Here is a 3,324-nt window from a genome sequence, read left to right as displayed (position 1 = left end):
GTGCAGGCAGCGCGAACACCCTCCCACCCGCCGGCACCACGTCGTCGATGCCGGCGAGGCGCAGGCAGTGCCAGGCCATGGCGTGGTTGGAGGAGGTGACGGGAATGCCGATGCGCCGCTCCAGATCGGCGACCGCCTCGGCGACGCGCAGGCTGGTGCAGGAGATGAAGATCGCATCGACGCCGGGCACTTCAGCCATGCGTTCGGCGGCAGCCTCGATGGAAGCCAGCGCGATGCGGGCGGCCTCGCGGTCGTCTCGGCGGTCGAAGGTCGCGACGGCCGCGATGTCGAGGCCGCGACCGGTGAAATAGCGGACAAGGCCCTGGTTGATCTCGGGCGCGTAAGGGGTGAGCAGGCCGATGCCCTTCGCGCCCAGCGCCTTGAAGGCGGCCAGCGCGCCGGTGACCGGCGTGGTGCAGGCGACGCCCGGCCGCGCCTTGCGGATTTCGGCGAAGACGGCTTCCTCGCCAAGCGTCATGGTGGCCGAAGTGCAGCCGAAGCCGACGACGTCGAGCGGGATGCTGGGCAGGATGAGATCGACGGTGGGGGCGATGCGCGGGCCGATGGCGCGCAATGTGTCAGGCGTGATGTCGTTGTCGTTGAAGAGGCGCGCCTCGTAGAAGGCGACGCCCGGAATCCGGACCAGCGCGCGGAACTCGTGCTCCAGCGTCTGATCGGTGGCAAGGATCGCCAGGCCGATCGCCGCGCGCGAGGCGAGGCCGCCGTCGATCTCGGATGGAAGGACGCCAAGGTCCACCGGTCCAGAAGATTGCGGGCGGGTAGCGGCCGCGCTGACAGACATGGCATTCCCTTTCCTGGCGGATCCCGTCGGGGATCATGCGTTCAGTTCAAAAGTCCATCCATCGAAATGGCCGGCTTGCGGCCGGCGATCAGGTCGGCGGTGATGCGGGCCGAGCCGTGCGACATGGTCCAGCCGATATGGCCGTGCCCGGTGTTGAGGTAGAGGTTGCGTAGGCGCCGCCGGCCGAATTCGGGCAGGTTGTTCGGCGTCATCGGCCTGAGGCCCGCCCACATCTCGGCGCGGTCGTAATCGGCGCCTTCCGGATAAAGCTCCTCGGTCACGCCCTTCATGAAGGTGAAATCGGCCGGCTTGTGGCTGGTGTCGTAGCCGGCGAATTCGGCGGTGGCGGTGACGCGCAGCCGGTCGCCGAAGCGCGAGACGGCGACCAGATTGTGCTCGTCGATCGCGGCGATGGTCGGCGGCGCCGGGCGGTTGCCGATCGGGATGGTCAGCGAATAGCCCTTGACCGGATAGATCGGCAGGCTGAGCCCGATCGTCCTGGCGATCAGCGGGCTGTAGGAGCCGAGCGCCAACACATAGGCGTCGCCCTTGACCGCGCCCTTGTCCGTCATCACCTGCGCGACGCCGTCGCCCGACGTCTCGATGCCGGTGATGGTGGTGCCGGTGCGAATCTCGCCGCCGCGCTCGACCACCTTGGCGGCGAGCGCGCGGGTGAATTTCGCCGGGTCGCCGGTCTCGTCGGTCGGGCAATGGATGCCGCCGGCGATCTTTTCACTGGCCGAGGCCAGCGACGGATCGAGCGCGACAATGGCGTCGCGGTCGAGCACCTTGATCAGCTGGCCGTCGGATTCCAGCAGCCGCATATGCTCGACGCCTTTGTCGAGCGCCTGCTGGCTGCGATAGAAATAGAGGATGCCGCGATCGTTGCGGTCGTAGTCGATCGCCTCGTCGGCGACCACTTCTTGCAGCACCGATTGCGAATAGACGGCGAGCCGGTGCTTGAGCAGCGTGTTGCGCCTGGCCTTCTCGGCCGTGCATTCCATCAGGAACAGCCACGACCAGCTGTAGAGCCTCGGATCGGCCGAAAGCCTGAAGCGCAGCGCCTGATCCTTCAGCACCAGCGATTTCAGCAGGATCATCGGCGCCCTGGGCGAGGACCAGACGAAGGAATGCCCCGGCGCGATCATGCCGGCATTGCCCCAGCTTGTCTCGGCCGCGACCTGTTGCTGGCGCTCGAGGATGACGACCTCGTGCCCGTCCTTCTGCAGCTGGTAAGCGGTGGTGACGCCGACCACGCCGCCACCCAACACGATCACGCGCATCACGCCTCCGGAGATCGCAAAGTGAGTACACTTTAGAATCTATCGCGAGATCCGCAAGGGGCAGCCTGCAAATGGCCGTCTTTTTGAGATGCCGGCGGATCGTGGCGTTGAGGTTTTCGGCGAAAGCTCTACGCCGTCTCCGGGAAAAGCCGCGCCAAGCCGCGCGCGGCCACTTCGATGGCGTGCTCAGAGCTCAGCGTGATGTGTTTTTCGAGCAGGCTCGCTCCGCCCGCGGCGTCGCGGCGGCGCAGGGCGCGAATGATCGCGTCATGCTCCCGATAGGTGCGGTCGCGACGCGACGAAGACTCCAGGTCGATGCATCTGAAGAAGCGGATACGCGAGCAGAGACCCTCAAGCGCGCTTATCATCTGCGCATTCTTCGACAATCGCGTCAGGCCCATGTGGAAGCTCTCGTCGGCGACGGCAATCTTCGCCCATGAGCCCTCGTCTTCCGGGTTGCTGTGTCTTGTCCAGGTCCCGGCTGCCGCCTCGATCTCGGCATCGCTCGCCCGCTCGCAGGCAAGCACGAAGGCGGCACGCTCGATCGCCGCGCGAAGCTCGTAGAGATCGCGCACCGCCTCCGGCGTCAGCTCGCGGGCGAAAAAGCCCTTGTTCGGCACGGAGGTGACAAAACCATCGCGCTCCAGCCGATTGAGCGCGGCGCGCACCGGCGTGCGGCTGACCGCCAGCTCGGCGGCGAGCTCGACCTCGTTGATCCGCTCGCCCGGCCGGAAACGATAGTCGATCGCGAAGTCCTTGATCCGGGCATAGACACGCTCGACGCTGTCGGCCGCGCGGACGGCACGCGTAGCCGCCGATTTTTCGCCACTGCCGCGTCCTTGTGTCATCAGGTCCTATCCCGGCGCCGCCGGCCAATCGGCGGGCGCTTCTATGATACGTTCTGAAATCGCAAAGTGCACTCAGTTGCGCTGCGTTTCACCGTCTCATGGAAACGGCGAAGCGCTCTTTGTTTGTCGCAATTCCCGGGCGGAAGGCTACGGCGAAGGCGGCTCACACTTTTTCCTGGAATTGCTCTAGTTCCTCAACACAAGTTTTGACCTGGTTAGAGCGCGATGGCAGATCCCCGGCCTTGGCGACTGACTGGACATCTATCGCGATCGTCATCCACGGGCGGAGCAAGGAGCGAAGCGACGCGCGCAGACCCGAGGATCCATGCCATGACTTGGAAGCGCCGCGGCGATCCAGAAATTCTGCACCGTTGCACACTTCGGTCCAGGT

At 65.7% G+C, this 3,324-nt stretch carries 4 protein-coding genes; all 4 read right to left on the bottom strand.

Annotation, left to right across the window (positions count from 1 at the left end; genetic code table 11):
* Nucleotides 1-802: aspartate/glutamate racemase family protein (locus tag EOA27_RS28520; protein ID WP_127257799.1), on the bottom strand; the 802-nt coding region annotated here is incomplete at its 3' end.
* A gap of 41 nt (nt 803-843) precedes the next feature.
* Nucleotides 844-2,085, bottom strand: a complete 1,242-nt coding sequence (locus EOA27_RS28515) for a D-amino acid dehydrogenase (RefSeq protein ID WP_126080323.1) — start codon at nt 2,083-2,085, stop codon at nt 844-846.
* Between the two features lie 128 nt (nt 2,086-2,213).
* Nucleotides 2,214-2,933 (bottom strand): GntR family transcriptional regulator, encoded by a 720-nt coding sequence (locus EOA27_RS28510; RefSeq protein ID WP_126080324.1) that lies wholly within the window; start codon nt 2,931-2,933, stop codon nt 2,214-2,216.
* Nucleotides 2,934-3,096: 163 nt separating this feature from the next.
* The coding region (locus EOA27_RS41635; RefSeq protein ID WP_210214177.1) for a hypothetical protein at nt 3,097-3,324 on the bottom strand (228 nt) is incomplete at its 5' end.

This window comes from Mesorhizobium sp. M2A.F.Ca.ET.037.01.1.1 (assembly GCF_003998075.1).
GTDB lineage: Bacteria > Pseudomonadota > Alphaproteobacteria > Rhizobiales > Rhizobiaceae > Mesorhizobium.
This window is presented reverse-complemented; position numbering and strand designations above follow the sequence as displayed.